Genomic DNA, 18592 nt, shown 5'->3' on the forward strand with positions numbered 1-18592 from the left:
AGACACCGTCGCGCGGATGCGACGCATGCCGCACACGGCAACCGGTTTCACACCGCGTATCGCATCCGGCCCCGCGCCGCGCGACGCGCGCCATCCCGATCCGCCCCGCCACGCTCGCCGAGCGGGCACGTGCGGCCTGACTGCTGGCCGACGCGCCACGCCCCACTGGAGGAGACGACATGAAAAACGACCTGCCCGAACTGGCCCCGCAAGCGCTACCGTCGCTAGACGCGCTGACGTCGCTGCTGCGCGATCAGCGCGCGGCCTACCTGCGCGCACCGTATCCGGAATGGGGCACCCGCGCGCAGCATCTGCGCGCGCTGCGCACGATGCTGATCGATCATGCGGATGCGCTCGCCGACGCGATCAGCGCCGACTTCGGTCATCGCGCGAAGCAGGAAGTGCTGCTGTCGGAAATCTGGATGGCGAAGGAAGAGATCGACGACGCGCTCAAGCACGGCAAGCGCTGGATGAAGCCGATCCGCAAGCCGATGAACAAGTGGCTGCGACCGGCGCGCGCGAAGGTACTGCCGCAGCCGCTCGGCGTGGTCGGCATCGTCGTGCCGTGGAACTACCCGGTGTTGCTGGCAGCAGGCCCGCTGATCTGCGCGCTGGCCGCCGGCAACCGCGCAATCGTCAAGATGTCCGAGCTGACGCCGCGCACGTCCGCGCTGTTCGAGCAGTTGATCTCGAAGACCTTCTCGCGCGATCACGTCGCGGTCGTGAACGGCGATGCGGAGATTGGCGCCGCGTTCAGCGCGCTGCCGTTCGATCACCTGCTGTTCACCGGCTCGACGAACGTCGGCCGTCACGTGATGCGCGCAGCGGCCGACAACCTGACGCCCGTGACGCTCGAACTCGGCGGCAAGTCGCCGGCCATCGTCGGCCCGAACGCGCGCTTCGACGCGGCCGTCGACGCGATCATCGGCGGCAAGACGCTGAACGCGGGCCAGACCTGCATCGCGCCCGACTACGTGCTGCTGCCGCGCGGCATGGAAGGCGCGTTCATCGAGCGCGCGCGGGCGCGCTTCGCGAAGCTGTATCCGGACCTGTCGGCCAACGGCGATTACACGACGATCGTGTCGCCACGCCATTACGCGCGGCTTCAGCAGCTCGCGACCGACGCACAGGCGGCCGGCGCGCAACTGCATCCGCTGACCGACACGCAGTCAGATCCCGCGTCGCGCCGCTTCGTGCCGTGTGCGCTCACGCACGTGCCGGCCGCGTCGCAGCTGATGCAGGAAGAAATCTTCGGGCCGCTGTTGCCGCTCGTGCCATACGAGCGCCTCGACGAGGCGATCGCATACGTGAATGCACGCCCGCGGCCGCTCGCACTGTATCTGTTCGACGAAGACGGCGGCACGATCGACCGCGTGATGCGCGAAACGATCTCGGGCGGCGTGACGGTCAATGAAACGCTGATGCACATCGCGTGCGGCAGCCTGCCGTTCGGCGGTGTCGGCGCAAGCGGAATGGGGGCATATCACGGCTACGACGGCTTCGTGACATTCTCGAAGATGAAGCCGGTGCTCACGCAGCCGCGCATGAACATGCGCGGGCTGATCGCGCCGCCTTATGGCAAGCGCTTCGCCGCGGTGATCAAGATGATGCTGAAGTTCTAGGTGGCGCGGGCCGCGCGCCACGCGCGGCGGTTCACCTGAAAATGCCGCGCGGCGAAGCTGCCGCGCGCGCCGTCACACGGGCCAGAGCGGCCCTTCCTGCATCGCGCCGATCTGCTCGCGCAGTTCGAGTACGCGTGCCTCCCAGTAGCGATGCGTGTTGAACCAGGGAAAGGCAGCCGGAAAGGCCGGGTCGTCCCAGCGGCGCGCAAGCCACGCCGCGTAGTGAATCAGCCGCAGCGTGCGCAATGCTTCGACCAGATGCAGTTCGCGCGGCTCGAATTCGCAGAAATCCTCGTACCCGGCGAGAAGGTCGGCGAGCGCACGCGACGCGCCTTCGCGATCGCCCGGCAGCAGCAGCCACAGATCCTGAACGGCAGGCGCCATCCGGCTATCGTCGAAGTCGACGAAATGCGGGCCCGCGTCGGTCCACAACACATTGCTCGGATGGCAATCACCGTGCGTGCGCAGCAGGCGGATTTCGCCCGCACGCTCGAACGCCGCTTCGACGCCTTCGAGCGCGAGCGTAACGGCCGTCTCGTACGCGGGCCGTACGTCGTCGGGAATGAAATCGTGCGCGAGCAGATAGTCGCGCGGCTCGTAGCCGAACGTGCGGATGTCGAGCACGGGGCGCGCGACATACGGCTGCGTCGCACCGACCGCATGGATGCGGCCGATGAAGCGGCCGAGCCATTCGAGCGTATCGCTGCGGTCGAGATCGGGCGCCCGCCCGCCGCGCCGCTCGAAGATCGAGAAGCGGAAGCCGTCGAACGCGTGCAGCGTGCGGCCGTCGAACGTGCGCGCCGGCACGGCCGGAATTTCGCGTGCGGCGAGCTCGGCGACGAACGCGTGCTCTTCCAGGATCGCTTCGTCCGACCAGCGCTCGGGCCGGTAGAACTTCGCGACGACCGGCGGGCCGTCTTCGATGCCCACCTGGTAGACGCGGTTTTCGTAGCTGTTGAGGGCGAGCAGGCGCCCGTCGGTACGCAGCCCGGACGGCATCAACACGCTGTCGAGCGCATCGAGCACGCACTCGGGCGTGAGGCCGGCGAACGGCGGGCCGGCGGGAGCAGCGGGGGCGGAAGTGACGTCTTTCATGCCCCGCATTGTGCCGTCAGCCGCGCCGAAAGACGAGCTTCCGGTGCGGCATGCACGCTCAGTGGATCGCGGCGCCGGCCGGCAGCACGGATTCGCCGGTGTCGATCAGGTCCTCGAGAAAGAACGGCTCGGTGTTGAGTTCTTTCGACTCGCCCGGCACGCCCGCGTACCAGGTCACCATGGCCATGTCGCCCAGAACGCGCTGAACGATGCCGCGCGCGCCCTTCGGCACTGCGATATGGGTAGTACAGACAATCGACCCGACATGCATGATGGTTCCCCACTCTTGAAACTTGAAACCCGGCCCGCTGGCGAGCCGGCAAATGCACGATCCGCGCCGCCCTCGCCGGGGTGTTGCGCGTATCCCATTGTTCACGGTTTATCGAAGCGCGAAAAGAAGAAGAAGCGGGTGAAGTGCCGCGAATTCGTCGAATGTCTCCAATCAACCACTGCGCCGCGCGTGCGCTTGCACGGGCGGACACCCCCATCATACCCTGTCGAATGTGACTGTCCGCCGAATCGGGCCAGCCGCCGCGCGGCGCGCACGCGCATTGCGCAACGGGCGTATCGTCTGCCCTTTGCCCGGCCGTCAGGAGATTTCGCGTGACCGCATCCAACGGAGCCACGCCCGCGGCCTCGCGCCGCGATGCATCCCCGCCCTATCTCGAACGTGGTTCGCGCAACTATTGGCGCGCGAGCGTCGCGCTGCTGTTCGCCGGCTACGCGACCTTCTCGCTGCTCTACTACGTGCAGCCGCTGCTGCCGGAATTCTCGAGCGCGTTCGGCGTGAGTCCCGCGCAAAGCAGTCTCGCGCTGTCGTTCGCGACGGGCGCGCTCGCCGTGGCCGTGTTCGTCGCGGGCTTCGTGTCCGAAGGGCTGAGCCGCCACCGGCTGATGACCGCATCGCTGATGCTGTCGTCGCTCCTCACGCTCGTCGCCGCGTTCGCGCCGCACTGGCACCAGATGCTGGTGCTGCGCGCGCTCACCGGGCTCGCGCTCGGCGGCGTACCCGCCGTCGGCATGGCGTATCTCGCCGAGGAAGTGCACCCCGACGGGCTCGGCCTCGCCATGGGACTCTACGTCGGCGGCAACGCGATCGGCGGGATGGCCGGGCGCGTGATCGCGGGCGTGCTCGCCGACCTGTTCACGTGGCGCATCGCGATCGGTGCGATCGGCGTGCTCGGCCTCGCCGCGACGCTCGCATTTCGCGCGTTGCTGCCGCCATCGCGCCATTTCACGCCGCGTCGCGGACTCGGCTTCGCGCAGCATCGCGCGGCGCTCGTCCGGCATCTCGCCGGCCGCCGCGAATTGCCCGTGCTGTTTGCAACGGCCTTCATCCTGATGGGCGGCTTCGTGACGCTGTACAACTACGTCGGCTATCGGCTCCTCGCGCCGCCGTATTCGATGAATCAGGCAACGATCGGCGCGATCTTCATCGTCTATCTGGTCGGCGTCGTCGCATCGCCGTGGTCGGGGCGGATGGCCGATTCGATCGGCCGCGGTCGCGTGCTGATCGCGAGCGTCGTCATCATGCTGGCCGGTGTCGCGCTGACGCTGCTGCAGCCCGTCGCCGCGATCGCGTTCGGCATCGCGTGCGTGACGTTCGGCTTCTTCGCCGGGCATTCGACCGCGAGCGGCTGGGTCGGACGCCTCGCGACGCAGGGCAAGGGGCAGGCCGCCGCGCTGTATCTGCTGTCCTACTATCTCGGTTCGAGCATCGTCGGCTCGCTCGGCGGACGCTTCTGGAGCGCGTACGGCTGGCCCGGCGTCGCGGCACTCGTCGCCATGCTGCTCGCGGTCGGGCTGGCGGCTGCCGCGTGGCTGCGCACGCGCGAACGCAGCGGCGCAGCGTGACGTCGTTCATGCACGCGCGTCGACGCATCGCCGGCAGTTGCGCCGGATAGCTACCTTGCGGTACCTTCGAAGCTCATTCGCGTTCAAGCGCATTTCGACACACGATGCATCCGCTCACGTCCGCTCTCGCAAAATCCCGGCCGCAGTTCGATACGCGGCCGCAGGCGTGCGCGCATCCGTCGGCCCCCCCACCTCCTGTCGCACCGCCGCTCGCCGGCGCCGCGCCGCCCCCGCCGGCGGCACGCGTCGGCTGATCAGCCGGCTTTCGTTTTCCGCTTTCCATTCGCCCGTTTGCGGCCGTTCGTGCGCGTCGACGCACGGTGCATTGCTGCGCGCGACGTGGAACGTTTCGATCCGTTCGACAGGTGGATTCACATGGTTTCGTTCAAACGCGCGCTCGCCGCGCATGGCGCGACGTCGCTCTTCGTGCTGCTGTGGAGCAGCGGCGCGATCTTCGCTGAACTCGGGCTGCGTCACGCATCCGCGTTCGTCTTTCTCACCGCACGCTTCGCGCTCGCGTCGCTCGTGCTGCTCGGGTTGGCTTGCATGCGCGGACGCTGGCTGCCGCCGCGCGGCGAGCGGCGCGTGGCCGCGCTGACCGGCTTGCTGATGATGGGCGGCTATTCGATCTTCTACTTGCTCGCGCTCGAGCGCGGAATCGCACCGGGCGTACTCGCGACGATCCTCGGTGTGCAGCCGATCCTCACGCTCGCGATCGTCGAGCGGCGCTGGCAGCCGATGCGCGTCGCGGGGCTCGGCCTCTCGCTGGCGGGCCTCGTGCTCGTCGTGTGCCGCGGCGTCGACGGCGCCGGGCTGTCGATCGCGGGCGTCGCCTGCGCACTCGCCGCACTCGTCGCGCTGACCGTCGGCTCGCTGCAGCAAAAGCGCGTGCGCACCGCTCCCGCCGACGTGCTGCCGCTGCAGAACGCGATCGGCCTCGCGCTATGCGCGGTGATCCTGCCGTTTCGGCCAATCTCGCTCGATGCGAGCTGGGCGTTCGTCGTGCCGCTGCTCTGGCTCGGCATCGTGATCTCGGTGATCGCGCAGTTGCTGTTCTACCGGTTGATGCAGCGCGGCGATCTCGTCAACGTGACGAGCCTGTTCTATCTCGTGCCCATCGTCACCACGCTGATGGACGCGGCCTGGCTCGGCAATCGTCCTGAACCGCTCGCGCTCGCCGGCATGGGCGCGATCGTCGCGGGGCTCGCGCTCGTATTCCGCACGCCGGCCGTTCGCGCACGTCCCGATCGCGCGTAAGCGTGCACGAGCCGCCGCGCCCGCGGGTGCGGCGGCTCGCGTCGGAGGTGTACGACATATGCGCGCCAAATGAAATGAATGTGAAAGACATGCGCAAGGCATTCGTCCGATTCGCGGGAAATATGCGAGATCCCCGGGGTTTTCCGCTGACTTTTAACGGTCTGGAGAGCGAAAAACGGCGCCGGGTTGCCTATACTCGAATTGCCCGCCTTGCTCGCAATCGAGGCGGCTCGACATTAGAAATACCCGGCAGGGAGCTGGAAGCGGCGCTGAAGCACCCACACCGGCCGACGCCCCACCGGGGTGGGGCCGAAGTAAGCGCTGAAGCGCCAACTCCGGCTGACACTGGAGACACGCATGACGACCTATTTCACGATCGGCGACTTCATCCTGTTGATTCCGATGGCGCTGGCCGGCGCGCTGTTCCTCGGCGCGGTGCCCTGCGCAACCGAATTCCGTCATAACCTGCTGCGCGTGCTGGGCGTCATTCTCGGCGTCGGCGTCGCGGTGTTGCTCGTCGAAGGCCTGCCTGCGCTGATCTAGCGGTGCAGCCGCGTGCAGTTCACGCCGCTGCACCGCAGCGACGTGACGGACTGCGTGCATCCGCGGCGATACGGCGCGCGATGGTTCGCACCCCGTATCGACTGCATCGATCACCGGTCAGATCGCCTGATCGGTGGACGGTTTTTCCCACAGATTGATGCCACCTTCGGTCGCGTAGCGATCGATTTCCGCGAGTTCGTCGGCCGTGAACGCGAGGTTCTTCAGCGCACCGACGTTTTCACGCACCTGCTCAGCCCGGCTCGCGCCGATCAGCGCGGACGTCACGCGACCATTGCGCAGCACCCATGCGAGCGCCATCTGCGCGAGACTCTGCCCGCGCCGCTCCGCGATACCGTTGAGCTTGCGTACATGCTCGAGGTTGTCCGCACTCAGGTGATCCTGCTTCAGCGAGCCGCCGCCCGGCTTGTTCACGCGTGCGTCAGCCGGCACGCCGTTCAGGTATTTCGACGTGAGCAGCCCCTGCGCGAGCGGCGTGAACGCGATGCTGCCCGTGCCGACGTCGTCGAGCGTATCGAGCAGATCCTCTTCGATCCAGCGGTTCAGCATGTTGTACGAAGGCTGGTGAATCAGCAGCGGCACCTTGTATTGCGCGAGCAGCGCAGCCATCTCGCGCGTCTTCGCGGCCGAATACGACGAGATGCCGATGTATAGCGCCTTGCCCTGCTGCACGGCCGATGCGAGCGCGCCGGCCGTTTCCTCGAGCGGCGTGTGCGCGTCGAAGCGATGCGAATAGAAGATGTCGACGTAGTCGAGGCCCATGCGCTGCAGGCTCTGGTCGAGGCTCGCGAGCACGTACTTGCGCGACCCGCCGCCGCTGCCGTACGGGCCCGGCCACATATCCCAGCCGGCCTTCGTCGAAATCAGCAGCTCGTCGCGGTACGGCCGGAAATCCTCCTTCAGCAGCCGGCCGAAGTTGGTTTCGGCGCTGCCATACGGCGGCCCGTAGTTGTTCGCGAGATCGAAGTGGTTGATACCGAGGTCGAACGCGGTGCGCAGGATGTCGCGCTGCGTCGCGATCGGCGTCGAGTCGCCGAAGTTGTGCCACAGGCCCAGCGACAGGGCGGGCAGTTTGAGCCCGGACTTGCCGCAGGTGCGGTACTGCATGTCGGCATAACGCTCGGAAGCTGCTTCGTAGGCCATGAGTCTGTTCCGTCAGGACGTCGGGGGAAGGGACGCGCGCCGCACGCGAACATCGCGCGCCGGCGGCGAGGAAAACGTACGACGGCTATGGTAGCGAACGCGGCGCGAGCGCGCACGGCGATGGACGCGGCCGCGCTCGTCGCCTACACTGCGGCGTCTCGAATCACGGTTACAGCGAGGTTGGTATGTCCCGGGTCATCTCGGTTGCGCTGCTCGTCGGCGGCGTCTTGCTGCTGTATTTCGGCGGCCAGTCGTTTCACTCGATCAACGACAACGTGTCGCGCTTCTTCACCGGCTCGCCCGCCACGAAGACGATCCTGCTGATCGTCGGCGGCGCCGTCGCCATGCTGATCGGCCTGATCGGGCTCGCGATGCCGGCCAACAAGCGCTGAGCGCTGCGCCACTGCGCAGCGGTCTGCGTCACGCAACGGCCCGCGTCACGCGATCCGGCCGCGCAAAATGCAACGGGCGGCCTGGCCGCCCGTTTCTTCATCCGCCGAGCCGCCGCGGCGCCCCATCGCGCGACCGCGCGGCCGAAACCGCTGCTAGAACTGCACTTCCGGCTTCGCCGCCGAACGCGTGCCCGGCAGCGGCCGGTTGCTCACGCCGTGATACGTGTACACGAGCGAGAACTTCACCTGGTCCGAACGGTTCTGCCCCGCCGAATGCAGCGTGTTGCAGTGGAAGAACACGACGTCGCCCGTCTGGAGCGGCGGGCAGGTTGCCGCGTCGATCATCTTCCGGTTTTCCGGCAGGTCGCTGCGGAAGAACTTCGCATTGTCGAACGCTTCCGGCCCGAATTCGGCCGTATGCGAGCCCGGCACCAGCCACAGCGCGCCGTTTTCGTTCGTTTCCGGCCCGAGTGCGAGCCACACCGACACCATGTCCGCGCGTTCGAACGACCAGTAACGGAAATCGCGATGCCAGCCGGTGAGGCTGCCGTACGCCGGGTGCTTCGTCATCATGCAGTTGTGATGCGCGCACGACAGAACCGGCTGCTCGCCGAAGTACTCGCGCATCCACGCGCCGATTTCGGGCGCGATCGCGCGCTCGGCGAACGCCGGATCGCGCGTGTACGCGTCGAGCAGCCGCCGCACCGTATGCCCGCCCGGCGCATGCTTCGACTCGGGCGCGCCCGGATAGCGCAGATCCGCCTCGAATTCGATCGGCTCCGCCGCTTCCTGCAACTGGCGCTCCGCGATGCGCTTGAGCGCCGCGCACTGCGCTTCCCCGACGAGGCCGCGCGCAACGACGAAGCCGCGTTCGCGCAATTCCGCGACTTGCGCGCGGATCGATTCCGACTGCAGTGGTGACGACATGGGATGCCAGACGTTTATTGTGTGAATGTGACGATTGTAAATCGGCGCCGGATGCCTCGAACAGCGCCATTGTCGTGCGCAGGGGCATGCCAATCGGCAATTTGATCTGGCTCAAGGGAACTGTGCGGCGCGGTGCGAGCCTCAACGACAGGCGGTATGCGGCACGCGCTTGCGGCACAAGGGTTTATCGCGACTTTTGCCCGTCATGAAACCCCTGTAGCCTGTCGCGGCCTGTCAATTCTGGCGGGCGCGGCGCGCAACGACTTTCGGTAAGATGCGTTGCGCCATCCGAGGCCGTTCATACCAGTGCGCTCTTAAGGGCGCCATCCATACAAGCGAAGCATCGTTCACATGCCATTCCGTCTGACTTCCCGTCTCAGCCGCGCCGCGAAGCGCGTCGTGCCGTCCGCTCCTGCCCGTTCGCTGCGCCACCACGGCACACGCAAGCAGGCGCTCGCCGAGCGCACGCACGCGCACAGCCGGCTGGACGGCATCCGCGCGTGGTTCCATGCGTTTTTCTCGATGGTGAGCACGCAGGCGTTCGCCCGCCGTGCCGGCCTGCGCTCGCTGCTGCAGAAGCCGTCATCGCTGCGCGCGCTCGCGCTGCGCCGCACGCTCGGCCCGCAGCGCCGCGTCAACCGCCCGCGCCGCCTCGCGGCGAGCACCGGGTGGTTCGGGTTCGGCGCACGCTGAAGCCGCGCCGCGGGCAGCGCCCGCGACGATCGCCGCGTTGCGGCGCTCGACACGCATGAAAAAACCCCGGCATGCCGGGGTTTTTTGTTTCAGGCGAACGACGCTTACGCGACGCGTGCCGTCGGCTCCACGCCGGCCGCTTCGGCCAGTGCGAGTGCCTTGTCGGTGGCTTCCCACGAGAATTCCGGCTCTTCGCGGCCGAAGTGGCCGTAAGCTGCCGTCTTCTCGTAGATCGGGCGCAGCAGGTCGAGCATCTTGATGATGCCCTTCGGACGCAGGTCGAAGTGCTCGCGCACGAGCTTCGTGATCACGGCATCCGACACGCGGCCCGTGCCGAACGTGTTGACCATCACCGAGGTCGGCTCGGCGACGCCGATCGCGTACGACACCTGGATCAGCGCGCGCGACGCGAGGCCGGCAGCAACGATGTTCTTCGCGACGTAGCGGCCTGCATACGCTGCCGAACGGTCGACCTTCGACGGATCCTTGCCCGAGAACGCGCCGCCGCCGTGCGGTGCGGCACCGCCGTACGTATCGACGATGATCTTGCGGCCGGTCAGGCCGCAGTCGCCCTGCGGGCCGCCGATCACGAACCGGCCGGTCGGGTTCACGAGGAACTTGATGTCGCCCTTGATCAGGTCCGCCGGCAGCGTCGGCTTGATGATTTCCTCGATCACGGCTTCGCGCAGCGCCGGCAGCTCGATGTCCGGTGCGTGCTGCGTGGACAGCACGACGGTGTCGATCGAATCCGGGCGGCCGTCGACGTAGCGAACCGTCACCTGCGACTTCGCGTCCGGGCGCAGCCATTGCAGGCGGCCGTCGCGGCGCAGGCTGGCCTGGCGCTCGACGAGACGGTGCGACAGGTAGATCGGCAGCGGCATCAGTTCCGGCGTTTCGTCGCATGCGTAACCGAACATCAGGCCCTGGTCGCCAGCGCCTTGATCGAGGTTGTCGTCATGCGCGCGGTCGACGCCTTGCGCGATGTCCGGCGACTGCTTGTCGTACGCGACGAGCACGGCGCAACCCTTGTAGTCGATGCCGTAGTCGGTGTTGTCGTAGCCGATGCGCTTGATGGTGTCGCGCGCGATCTGGATGTAATCGATGTTTGCCGTCGTGGTGATTTCACCGGCCAGCACGACGAGACCCGTGTTGCACAGCGTTTCAGCCGCAACGCGGGAATATTTGTCTTGCTCGAGGATGGCGTCGAGAATCGCGTCCGAGATTTGGTCCGCGACCTTGTCCGGATGGCCTTCGGAGACGGATTCGGACGTGAAGAGATAATCGTTTGCCACTTTTTCAGGCTCCTGTGTGGATACGGTTGGTTTCACGTAGCCAGCTTCGTTGGGCCTGAAGCGGCGACGCTTTAGCGGATTACCAGGACCGGGCAGCGCGCTTCGCGCCAGCCGGCTTCGCCCCGCAAGTTGTCAGTTAACTCGGCGAAGCCCGTATTATAGCGGCTTTCGTGAATTGTCACAGAGCGCCGCCCGTGCTGCATCGTCCGCTGTTCTACCCCCCTGTTCGCAACGTGCCGGCCAGCCGGCCCCACGGAGATTCCGCATGCTAGGCCGCCTCGGCACGCACCTCGCCATCGGCTTGCTGAAGCTGCTCGCCCTGCTGCCCTACGGCTTGACCGCACGGTTCGGCGACGGCCTCGGCTGGCTGCTGTACCAGATTCCCAGCCGGCGAAAGCGCATCGTACATATCAATCTGAAACTCTGCTTCCCCGACTGGAGCGACGAACGGCGCGAGGAAGTGGCAGGCCTGCATTTCCGCCACGCGATCCGCAGCTACGTCGAGCGCAGCGTCCAGTGGTTCGGATCCGAGCGCAAGCTCGCGAAACTGATCGAGGTCGACAGCGCGGTCGACCTCACCGATCCCGATCTGCCCCCGACGCTGTTCCTCGGCCTGCACTTCGTCGGCATCGAAGCCGGCTCGATCTGGCTGAACCGGTCGCTGCACCGCCGTTGCGGGTCGCTGTACCAGCCGTTCTCGAACGCGATCCTCGAGGAGGAGGCGAAAAAGGCACGCGGGCGCTTCGACGCCGAGATGGTCGGCCGCGCGGACAGCGCGCGCGTCGTGCTGCGCTGGCTGCGCGATCGCAAGCCGGTGATGCTCGGCGCCGACATGGATTACGGGCTGCGCAATTCGACGTTCGTACCCTTCTTCGGCGTGCCCGCCTGCACGCTGACGGCCGTCGGCCGGCTCGCGAAGACGGGCCGTGCGCAGGTCGTGCCGTTCATCGGCGAGGTGCTGCCGAATTACAAGGGCTACCGGCTGAAGGTATTCAAGCCTTGGGATCACTACCCGACCGGCGACGACGATCTCGACGCGCGGAGGATGAACGAATTCCTCGAGGAACAGATTCCGCTGATGCCCGAGCAGTATTACTGGGTCCACAAGCGCTTCAAGACCCGGCCGCCCGGCGAGCCGAGCCTTTATTGAGTCAATCGGGGCCGCGGGCGCGCCGTCAAACGCGCGCCTGCGCCCTCGCCACCTTCGGCACGCCTTTCGCGCGTGCCTGCCACAGATCGTAGGCTGACTGCTGCGCGAGCCACCGATCCGCCCGCCCGCCGTTTTCCTCGCCCAGCCACGCCTCGAGACGCAGCGCCATGTCAGGCGAGATGCCGGCATGGCCGTGCAGGATGCGCGACAGCGCCGCCCGCGTGACGCCGAGCTGCGCGGCGGCTTCGGTAACGGTCAGGCGGAGCGCCGGCAAAATGTCGTCACGCAGCGTTTCGCCCGGATGGGGCGGATTGAAGATGCGAGTCATGGCGTTGAATGACCTCAGTGATGGTCTTGATAGTTGACCAGGACGACATCGGGGCATCGAACCTGAACGTCAGGCGCCAGTTGACGCTCACGCTCACCGAGTAGTGACCCTCCAGCCCACCGGCGAGGCGGTGAAGGTGCCAGCCCGGGACGTTCATGTCGAGCGGCTGACTCGCGATGTCGAGACGGGCAAGCTGGCGCCGCAACCTCGGGACATGATCCGGCCGGATGCCCGCCTTGTTCCCGTTCATGAAAACCGCCTCCAGCCTCATGTGCTGCCATGACTTGATCATGGGCCTCCCGTTACTCGCGTGCGATATCGACGGCATGGCCCACATGGCGTAGAGCCAGACTCTACGAATCGCCTGATTGAGTCGTCAATTTGACCGGTACGAAAACACGCACCCGGTTCGTCCCGTGCGCAGGCAAAGCCCGGGCGCGTGCAGCCGGATTCACTCGCCCTGGCAACGCCCGCCGCACCACACACCTCAATCTGCCCATTCGTCGCCCGCGCAACCAGTCGGCCGATCGACCGACACCTTCCGGCTCCGCCGCCCGAACGACACCCGCCGCCCCGCCCGCGCAGGACGCCCCTGTCAGCTGCATGTATCATTTGCGGTTGAGATCGGCACGACGAACGAAGCCGCCCGCAATGGCGGCACGTCGCCGTCGTCGCGCCGACCGCCTTGTTCGCCATGGAATCCCGGACCCTGTGAAACTCTCGTTCACCAAGATGCACGGCGCGGGCAACGACTTCGTCGTGCTCGACGGCTATTCGCGCGCGTTGCCGCCGCTCACCGAAGCGCAAGTGCGCGCGCTCGCCAGCCGACACTTCGGCATCGGCGCCGATCAGTTGCTGCTCGTCGAAAAACCGACCATCGACGGCGTGGACTTCAAGTACCGGATATTCAATTGCGACGGCGGCGAGGTCGAACACTGCGGCAACGGCGCACGCTGCTTCGTGAAATTCGTCAGCGACCGCGGCCTGACCGACAAGCGCACCGTGCGCGTGCAAGTGATGAAGGGCCTGATCACGCTGACGATGCAGGACAACGGCGAAGTTGTCGTCGACATGGGCGCGCCCGTGTTTGCGCCGGCGCAGGTGCCGTTCGACGCGTCGGGGCTCGACGGCCGCACGGAAGGCCGCGACACGCTGTGGCCGCTCGACGTCGGCGGCCACACGCGCTGGATCTCGACGGTGACGATGGGCAACCCGCACGCAGTGCAGGTCGTCGACGACGCCGAAGCGTATCCGGTGCTCGAAGAAGGCCCGCTGATCGAGCGCCATGCACGCTTTCCGGAGCGCGTGAACGCCGGCTTCATGCAGATCGTGTCGCGCAACGAAGTGAAGCTGCGCGTATATGAACGCGGCGCGGGCGAAACGCTCGCGTGCGGCACCGGCGCGTGCGCGGCGGTGGCGGCCGGCATCCGGCGCGGCCTGCTCGATTCGCCGGTGACCGTGCACACGCACGGCGGCACGCTGACGATCGGCTGGGACGGCGCGCGCGACGAAGCCGCCGCGCTGATGATGGCCGGGCCCGCCGCGACCGTGTTCGAAGGCGAGATCGACCTGAACGTCTGACCCTTCAACGTCCTGATAACTGAACGCTCCCGTCACATGAACGATCGCGAAGTCGCCGACTACCTGCTCGCCAATCCCGAATTCTTCGCGCAACACGCGGAACTGCTCGCGACGATCCGTCTTGCGAACCCGCACGGCAAGGCCGCGATCTCGCTGCAGGAGCGGCAGATGGAAATGCTGCGCGACAAGAACAAGCACCTCGAGCGCCGGCTCGCGGAGCTGGTGCGCTACGGGCACGAGAACGACAGCCTGTCCGCGAAGTTCAGCCGCTGGACCGCCCGCGTGATCGCCGAGCGCGACCCGTACGCGCTGCCGCGCACGATCGCCGACGGCATATCCGACGTGTTCGACGTGCCGCAAACGGCGCTGCGCGTGTGGGACGTCGCCGACACTTACGCGCAGGCCGATTTTGCGCGCCAGGTCGGCGAGGAAGTGCGTCTGTTCACGAACGGCCTGTCGACGCCGTACTGCGGCGCGAACACCGGCTTCGAAGCGGCCCAGTGGCTCGCGCCCGCGGTGGTTCCGGCCGCGAACGCGGCGGAAGGCGGCGAAGCCGCGCCGGCGGGCGACGGCGCGGCCACGTCGGTCGCGCTGCTCGCGCTGCGCGCGCCGCTCGCCGGTGCAGACGCGCCCGCCTTCGGCCTGCTCGTGCTCGGCTCGCCCGATCCGCGCCGGTTCCACGACGGGATGGCCACCGATTTCCTCGCGCAGATCGCGACGCTCGCGAGCGCCGCGCTCACGCGCCTGCTGCCGCACTGACGCCGCACCCGCGATGACCGACGATCCGATCGCCGCCTACCTGTCGAATCTGAAGTACGTCAGGCAGTTGTCGGAACATACGCTGCGCGCGTATACGCACGAACTCGACGAACTGAAGAAGCTCGCGGCCGGCCGGCCGCTCGAAGCGCTGACGGCCGCCGACATGCGCGGCGCGGTCGCCCGCGCACACGCGGGCGGACTGTCCGCGCGATCGATCTCGCATCGGCTGTCCGCGTGGCGCGCGTTCTACCGCTGGCTCGCGCAGCGCATCGAGATGGCGGCGAACCCGGTCGCCGCGGTACGCGCGCCGAAACGCCCGAAAACCTTGCCGAAAGCGCTGTCGGTCGACGACGCATCGGCATTGATGGACGCGCCGCTCGCCAACACCACCGAAGGCATCCGCGATCACGCGATCCTCGAACTGTTCTATTCGTCCGGGCTGCGCCTCGCCGAACTCGTCGGGCTCGACGTGATGTACACGCAGGCCGACGGCTACCGGTCGACCGGCTGGCTCGATCTGGCCGAAGCCGAAGTCACCGTGCGCGGCAAGGGCAACAAGGAACGCAAGGTGCCGGTCGGCCGCAAGGCGATCGACGCGCTGAAGGCGTGGCTCGCGGTGCGCGGCGAATTCGTGAAGCACGACCCGCATCCGCTGTTCGTGTCCGTGCGCGGCAACCGGATGGCGCCGGGCGTCGTGCGCGAGCGCGTGAAGCGCGCGGCGCTCACCGCAGGCATCCCCGCCAACGTCCACCCGCACGTGCTGCGCCACTCGTTCGCGACGCACGTGCTGCAATCGAGCGGCGACCTGCGCGCGGTGCAGGAACTGCTGGGTCATGCGAGCGTCGCCGCGACACAGGTCTATACGTCGCTCGACTTCCAGCATCTCGCGAAGATTTACGACAGCGCGCATCCGCGCGCGAAGAAGCGCGACTGACGCGTCCCGTCTTACCCGCCGCGTACGGCGACCGGCACCGGCCGGCTTCGCCCGCAGCCCATTTCGATCCGATCATGCAAACCGTCACACTCAAACCGTCCAAGGAAAAATCGCTGCTGCGCCGGCATCCGTGGATCTACGCCAATGCGATTGATCGCGTCGACGGCAAGCCCGCGCCCGGCGCGACCGTGATCGTGCGCGCGCACGACGGCCGCTTCCTCGCGCGCGGCGCGTACAGCCCGCAGTCGCAGATCCGCGTGCGCGTATGGAGCTTCGACGAGAACGAGCCGATCGACCACGCATTCTTCAAGCGCCGCGTGCAGCGCGCGGTCGCGCACCGCACGACGATGGTGTCGGGCACGGGCGCCGTGCGGCTCGTGTTCGGCGAGGCCGACGGGCTGCCGGGGCTGATCGTCGACTACTACATTGCCGACACGGCCGAGCCGGGCGCCGCGCCGCGCGGCCAGCTCGTGTGCCAGTTCATGGCCGCCGGCGTCGAAGCATGGAAGGACGCGATCGTCGCCGCGCTCGGCAGCGCGACCGGTTGCCCGAACGTGTACGAACGCTCGGACGTATCGATCCGCGACAAGGAAGGGCTCGAGCAGACGACCGGCGTGCTCGCGGGCGACGCGCCGCCCGCGACGCTGATCTCGAACGAAAACGGTGTGCGGTATCACGTCGACGTGCCCAACGGCCACAAGACGGGCTTCTACGTCGACCAGCGCGACAACCGCGCGCTCGTCGCACAGTACGCGGCCGGCCGCGACGTGCTGAACTGCTTCTGCTACACGGGCGGCTTCTCGCTTGCGGCGCTCAAGGGCGGCGCGACGCGCGTCGTGTCGATCGACTCGTCGGGCGACGCGCTCGCGCTCGCGCGGCAGAACGTCGTGGCGAACGGTTTCGACGCCGAACGCGCGACCTGGCTCGACGCGGACGCGTTCAAGACGCTGCGCCGCCTCGTCGACGAGGGCGAGCGTTTCGACCTGATCGTGCTCGATCCGCCTAAGTTCGCGCCGACTCGCGACAGCGTCGACCGCGCGGCACGCGCCTACAAGGACATCAACCTGAGCGGCTTCAAGCTGCTGCGTCCGGGCGGCCTGCTGTTCACGTATTCGTGCTCGGGCGCGATCGACATGGATCTGTTCCAGAAGATCGTCGCGGGCGCGGCCGCCGACGCGAAGGTCGATGCGCGCATCCTGAAGCGGCTCGGCGCGGGCGTCGATCACCCGTTGCTCGCCGCATTTCCGGAAGGCGAGTATCTGAAGGGCCTGCTGTTGCAAATCGTCTGATCGCCCCGATCTACGCGCACACTCGCGTCCGGCGGCCGTTCCCGCTGGCGGATGCGCGCTCGCCCCTGTCGTCCGGACGACGGGCGCGGGCTTGACAGGTATGTTTCAATGGATGGTTGTGCGCCCCGGCTCGCGAGTCGACGGCGCGACGCACACATCCTGGTTTTGACCCCGATTCACGAACCACAGGCGACCGACATGGCCACTCCCGTCACCATCCTCACCGGCTTCCTCGGCAGCGGCAAGACGACGCTGCTCAAGCGCATCCTGAACGAACAGCACGGCATGAAGATCGCCGTGATCGAGAACGAGTTCGGCGAAGAGAACATCGACAACGAGATCCTCGTGCAGGACTCGAACGAGCAGATCATCCAGATGAGCAACGGCTGCATCTGCTGCACGATCCGCGGCGACCTCGCCCGCGCGCTCGGCGACCTGGCCGCGAAGAAGCGCGAAGGCAAGCTCGATTTCGACCGCATCGTGATCGAAACGACCGGCCTCGCGAACCCGGGCCCCGTCGCGCAGACCTTCTTCATCGACAGCGAAATCGCCGACGACTTCCTGCTCGACGCCGTCATCACGCTGGTCGATGCGAAGCACGCGAACGCGCAGCTCGACGAACACGAAGTGGTGCAGCGCCAGGTCGGCTTCGCCGATCGCCTGTTCATCACGAAGTCGGACCTCGTCGACGACCAGACCGTCGCGGCGCTCAAGCACCGCCTGATGCACATGAACCCGAAGGCGGCGATCAAGGTCGTGAATTTCGGCGAAGCGGACATCAAGGAAATCTTCGACCTGCGCGGCTTCAACCTGAACGCGAAGCTCGAGATCGACCCGGACTTCCTCGCCGAGGACGACCACGCGCACCATCACCACGACCATGATCACGATCACGCGCATTGCGACCACGATCACGGTCAATGCGCGCACGATCACGACCACGGTCACCACCACCATCACGCGCACCACGACGACAAGATCAAGTCGTTCGTGTACCGCAACGACCGCCCGTTCGACCCGAACAAGCTGGAAGACTTCCTCGGCGGCATCCTGCAGATCTACGGGGAACGGATGTTGCGCTACAAGGGCGTGCTGTACATGAAGGGGGTCGATCGCAAGGTCGTGTTCCAGGGCGTGCACCAGATGATGGGCAGCGATCTCGCCGCCAAGTGGCTGCCGGTCGAGAAGAAGACCAACAAGATGGTGTTCATCGGCGTCGACCTGCCGCAGGACCTGATCACCGACGGCCTCGACGCCTGCCTCGCCTGAGCATCCGGGCAAGCCCCGCGAGCCGCCCGCGCGGCCGCCTCGGCGAGTTGCCGGGGCCGTCGCGCGGTGCCTTTTCCGGGAAGGGTTTCGCCGTCATCGCTTTTTCGCGATTTGCGCGTTATATTTTCTAGATATTGGCGCAGCCGACGGGGATCGACCCGATACGGCGCCCGCTTGCGATTCAGTTACAATACGTGCCCGCTGGAGTACGGCAATAACAGGCCCGGTTCTTGCAGAACCATTACCCGGGCATCGCAACCGCGCCGGATCGCCCATCCATTACCCGGCCGCGGCCGAAGCGATCTGCCGCGCAGCACACCGGTTCGCCGCGCGCAAATCCGCGCCAGGCCTATCCTGGTATTTGAGAACCGGTTTTCCAGAGGCTTTCGGCCCCGCGGCGGCAAATCGCAAATGATTGCAAGCGCAGTTGCGGGTAATCCCAAAGT

Annotated in this window: 19 protein-coding genes; 12 read left to right on the top strand and 7 right to left on the bottom strand. The window is 66.9% G+C overall.

The genetic code is table 11. The annotated features are described in order from the left end of the window. Positions 1-179 precede the first annotated feature (179 nt). Positions 180-1622, top strand: coding sequence for a coniferyl aldehyde dehydrogenase (locus DIE13_RS16400; protein ID WP_124828157.1), 1443 nt, complete (start codon positions 180-182; stop codon positions 1620-1622). Positions 1623-1694: 72 nt separating this feature from the next. Here DIE13_RS16400 and DIE13_RS16405 read toward each other — a convergent pair whose 3' ends face one another. After that, positions 1695-2717 carry a serine/threonine protein kinase gene (locus tag DIE13_RS16405; protein ID WP_390679281.1) on the bottom strand — a complete coding sequence of 341 codons (1023 nt, stop codon included), beginning with the start codon at positions 2715-2717 and terminating at the stop codon, positions 1695-1697. Positions 2718-2775: 58 nt separating this feature from the next. Then, entirely contained in the window at positions 2776-2988 is a 213-nt protein-coding gene (locus tag DIE13_RS16410) for a hypothetical protein (protein WP_011886311.1), read from the bottom strand. 332 nt (positions 2989-3320) lie between these two features. Here DIE13_RS16410 and DIE13_RS16420 point away from each other — a divergent pair, with 332 nt between their 5' ends. The 3 genes from DIE13_RS16420 (at position 3321) to DIE13_RS16430 (ending at position 6371) form a co-directional block, all read left to right on the top strand. Then, a complete protein-coding gene (locus DIE13_RS16420) occupies positions 3321-4571 on the top strand; it encodes an MFS transporter (protein ID WP_124828160.1) in 1251 nt (416 codons plus the stop codon). A gap of 375 nt (positions 4572-4946) precedes the next feature. Further along, positions 4947-5828, top strand: a complete 882-nt coding sequence (locus DIE13_RS16425; RefSeq protein WP_124828161.1) for a DMT family transporter — start codon at positions 4947-4949, stop codon at positions 5826-5828. Between the two features lie 357 nt (positions 5829-6185). After that, a complete protein-coding gene (locus DIE13_RS16430) occupies positions 6186-6371 on the top strand; it encodes a hypothetical protein (RefSeq protein ID WP_011353526.1) in 186 nt (61 codons plus the stop codon). Between the two features lie 117 nt (positions 6372-6488). Here DIE13_RS16430 and mgrA read toward each other — a convergent pair whose 3' ends face one another. Further along, on the bottom strand, positions 6489-7532 hold the full coding sequence (mgrA, locus tag DIE13_RS16435) for an L-glyceraldehyde 3-phosphate reductase (protein WP_124828162.1): 1044 nt from the start codon (positions 7530-7532) through the stop codon (positions 6489-6491). Between the two features lie 185 nt (positions 7533-7717). Here mgrA and DIE13_RS16440 point away from each other — a divergent pair, with 185 nt between their 5' ends. Continuing rightward, a complete protein-coding gene (locus DIE13_RS16440) occupies positions 7718-7924 on the top strand; it encodes a DUF3185 family protein (protein ID WP_124828163.1) in 207 nt (68 codons plus the stop codon). A gap of 153 nt (positions 7925-8077) precedes the next feature. Here the strand turns inward: DIE13_RS16440 and DIE13_RS16445 are convergent, their stop codons facing one another. After that, positions 8078-8851, bottom strand: a complete 774-nt coding sequence (locus DIE13_RS16445; protein WP_124828164.1) for a phytanoyl-CoA dioxygenase family protein — start codon at positions 8849-8851, stop codon at positions 8078-8080. 351 nt (positions 8852-9202) lie between these two features. Here DIE13_RS16445 and DIE13_RS16450 point away from each other — a divergent pair, with 351 nt between their 5' ends. Continuing rightward, positions 9203-9544, top strand: a complete 342-nt coding sequence (locus DIE13_RS16450) for a hypothetical protein (RefSeq protein ID WP_124828165.1) — start codon at positions 9203-9205, stop codon at positions 9542-9544. A 104-nt stretch (positions 9545-9648) separates the two neighbouring features. On the opposite strand, the gene metK is transcribed toward DIE13_RS16450, so the two are convergent. After that, complete coding sequence (metK, locus tag DIE13_RS16455) at positions 9649-10836, bottom strand: methionine adenosyltransferase (RefSeq protein WP_040128500.1); 1188 nt, start codon at positions 10834-10836, stop codon at positions 9649-9651. Between the two features lie 265 nt (positions 10837-11101). On the opposite strand from metK, the gene lpxL reads away from it, so the two are divergent. After that, positions 11102-11986, top strand: a complete 885-nt coding sequence (lpxL, locus tag DIE13_RS16460) for a lauroyl acyltransferase LpxL (protein WP_124828166.1) — start codon at positions 11102-11104, stop codon at positions 11984-11986. A gap of 25 nt (positions 11987-12011) precedes the next feature. Here the strand turns inward: lpxL and DIE13_RS16465 are convergent, their stop codons facing one another. Together DIE13_RS16465 and DIE13_RS16470 are read right to left on the bottom strand one after the other, a co-directional pair. Next, positions 12012-12314: a HigA family addiction module antitoxin gene (locus DIE13_RS16465; protein ID WP_124828167.1), complete on the bottom strand. Its 303-nt coding sequence runs from the start codon at positions 12312-12314 to the stop codon at positions 12012-12014. Next, entirely contained in the window at positions 12268-12564 is a 297-nt protein-coding gene (locus tag DIE13_RS16470) for a type II toxin-antitoxin system RelE/ParE family toxin (RefSeq protein ID WP_390679286.1), read from the bottom strand. Before DIE13_RS16470 ends, DIE13_RS16465 begins: the two co-directional genes overlap by 47 nt. A 461-nt stretch (positions 12565-13025) precedes the next feature. On the opposite strand from DIE13_RS16470, the gene dapF reads away from it, so the two are divergent. From dapF to DIE13_RS16500, 5 genes are all read left to right on the top strand, one after another. Then, entirely contained in the window at positions 13026-13895 is an 870-nt protein-coding gene (dapF, locus tag DIE13_RS16480; protein WP_124828169.1) for a diaminopimelate epimerase, read from the top strand. A 36-nt stretch (positions 13896-13931) separates the two neighbouring features. Next, positions 13932-14654 carry a DUF484 family protein gene (locus DIE13_RS16485; RefSeq protein WP_096508385.1) on the top strand — a complete coding sequence of 241 codons (723 nt, stop codon included), beginning with the start codon at positions 13932-13934 and terminating at the stop codon, positions 14652-14654. Between the two features lie 13 nt (positions 14655-14667). Next, complete coding sequence (gene xerC / locus DIE13_RS16490; protein ID WP_124828170.1) at positions 14668-15588, top strand: tyrosine recombinase XerC; 921 nt, start codon at positions 14668-14670, stop codon at positions 15586-15588. A 74-nt stretch (positions 15589-15662) separates the two neighbouring features. Further along, entirely contained in the window at positions 15663-16877 is a 1215-nt protein-coding gene (locus DIE13_RS16495; RefSeq protein WP_124828171.1) for a class I SAM-dependent rRNA methyltransferase, read from the top strand. Between the two features lie 198 nt (positions 16878-17075). Then, complete coding sequence (locus DIE13_RS16500) at positions 17076-18146, top strand: CobW family GTP-binding protein (RefSeq protein WP_124828172.1); 1071 nt, start codon at positions 17076-17078, stop codon at positions 18144-18146. The last annotated feature ends 446 nt before the right edge of the window (positions 18147-18592 follow it).

Origin of the sequence: Burkholderia sp. Bp9016 (assembly GCF_003857765.1) — a bacterium.
Taxonomy (GTDB): domain Bacteria; phylum Pseudomonadota; class Gammaproteobacteria; order Burkholderiales; family Burkholderiaceae; genus Burkholderia.

What these genes read in the sequence shown, in the direction of transcription:
- DIE13_RS16485 (WP_096508385.1), top strand. Translation starts at nt 13,932, where the DNA reads ATGAACGATCGCGAAGTCGCCGACTACCTGCTCGCCAATCCCGAATTC.
- DIE13_RS16400 (WP_124828157.1), top strand. Translation starts at nt 180, where the DNA reads ATGAAAAACGACCTGCCCGAACTGGCCCCGCAAGCGCTACCGTCGCTA.
- DIE13_RS16500 (WP_124828172.1), top strand. Translation starts at nt 17,076, where the DNA reads ATGGCCACTCCCGTCACCATCCTCACCGGCTTCCTCGGCAGCGGCAAG.
- DIE13_RS16445 (WP_124828164.1), bottom strand. Translation starts at nt 8,851, where the DNA reads ATGTCGTCACCACTGCAGTCGGAATCGATCCGCGCGCAAGTCGCGGAA.
- DIE13_RS16450 (WP_124828165.1), top strand. Translation starts at nt 9,203, where the DNA reads ATGCCATTCCGTCTGACTTCCCGTCTCAGCCGCGCCGCGAAGCGCGTC.
- DIE13_RS16410 (WP_011886311.1), bottom strand. Translation starts at nt 2,988, where the DNA reads ATGCATGTCGGGTCGATTGTCTGTACTACCCATATCGCAGTGCCGAAG.
- xerC (WP_124828170.1), top strand. Translation starts at nt 14,668, where the DNA reads ATGACCGACGATCCGATCGCCGCCTACCTGTCGAATCTGAAGTACGTC.
- DIE13_RS16405 (WP_390679281.1), bottom strand. Translation starts at nt 2,717, where the DNA reads ATGAAAGACGTCACTTCCGCCCCCGCTGCTCCCGCCGGCCCGCCGTTC.
- DIE13_RS16430 (WP_011353526.1), top strand. Translation starts at nt 6,186, where the DNA reads ATGACGACCTATTTCACGATCGGCGACTTCATCCTGTTGATTCCGATG.
- lpxL (WP_124828166.1), top strand. Translation starts at nt 11,102, where the DNA reads ATGCTAGGCCGCCTCGGCACGCACCTCGCCATCGGCTTGCTGAAGCTG.
- mgrA (WP_124828162.1), bottom strand. Translation starts at nt 7,532, where the DNA reads ATGGCCTACGAAGCAGCTTCCGAGCGTTATGCCGACATGCAGTACCGC.
- DIE13_RS16495 (WP_124828171.1), top strand. Translation starts at nt 15,663, where the DNA reads ATGCAAACCGTCACACTCAAACCGTCCAAGGAAAAATCGCTGCTGCGC.
- DIE13_RS16465 (WP_124828167.1), bottom strand. Translation starts at nt 12,314, where the DNA reads ATGACTCGCATCTTCAATCCGCCCCATCCGGGCGAAACGCTGCGTGAC.
- DIE13_RS16425 (WP_124828161.1), top strand. Translation starts at nt 4,947, where the DNA reads ATGGTTTCGTTCAAACGCGCGCTCGCCGCGCATGGCGCGACGTCGCTC.
- DIE13_RS16440 (WP_124828163.1), top strand. Translation starts at nt 7,718, where the DNA reads ATGTCCCGGGTCATCTCGGTTGCGCTGCTCGTCGGCGGCGTCTTGCTG.
- DIE13_RS16470 (WP_390679286.1), bottom strand. Translation starts at nt 12,564, where the DNA reads ATGAACGGGAACAAGGCGGGCATCCGGCCGGATCATGTCCCGAGGTTG.